Annotated in this window: 1 protein-coding gene; it reads right to left on the bottom strand. The window is 50.7% G+C overall.

The annotated features are described in order from the left end of the window. Nucleotides 1-440 (bottom strand): tropomyosin (locus BB427_RS03885; protein ID WP_139119014.1); only part of this gene is annotated, 440 nt, incomplete at its 3' end. Nucleotides 441-570: the final 130 nt, after the last annotated feature.

Raw genomic sequence — 570 nt, 5'->3', positions numbered from 1 at the left:
TGATCTTCCAGGGCATCCATACGTTCCTCATCTGTTATGCTCCTATGCTCAAGCATCTTACGCATACGTTCACTTTCATCTGCGGCTTGGGAGGCTTCTTCAAGTTTTGCGGTTGCTGTCTTAAGACGTTCTTCTGAACGCTCAAGATCCTCTTCTAGCAGTTGGATGCGCCTGTTCAGAGCAGCTACCTCACCTTCAGCGGCTTGAAGAGCTTTGTCTTTCTCTTCCAACTTGTTGTTAGCTTGAGCCAGCTGCTCCTGCACTTGATCCAACTCATTTTCAATTTGCTGGATCTTCTTTTGCAGCGAACGCACTTCCTCTTCAGCCTTGTCGGCTCGTAGATTTGCATCTCGGGACTGGTTCTCTGCGGTTTCTGCCCTGTCGACGGCATTGTCCTTCTCCAACTTCATGCCTTGCATCTTCTTCTTGATGGCCTCCATCGTGTATCGTCGGACGGGTGAACACCGAGAGCAGAGATGAAAGAGGAAGACACGAGAGCAGCGACCAGCTCAAGATCCGGGAGAGAGAGCGAGTGCGAGTTGCTTCAGCAGATCACCAATTTACCCGCTC

Source organism: Pseudoalteromonas sp. BMB (genome assembly GCF_001709235.1).
Taxonomy (GTDB): domain Bacteria; phylum Pseudomonadota; class Gammaproteobacteria; order Enterobacterales; family Alteromonadaceae; genus Pseudoalteromonas; species Pseudoalteromonas maricaloris.
This window is presented reverse-complemented; position numbering and strand designations above follow the sequence as displayed.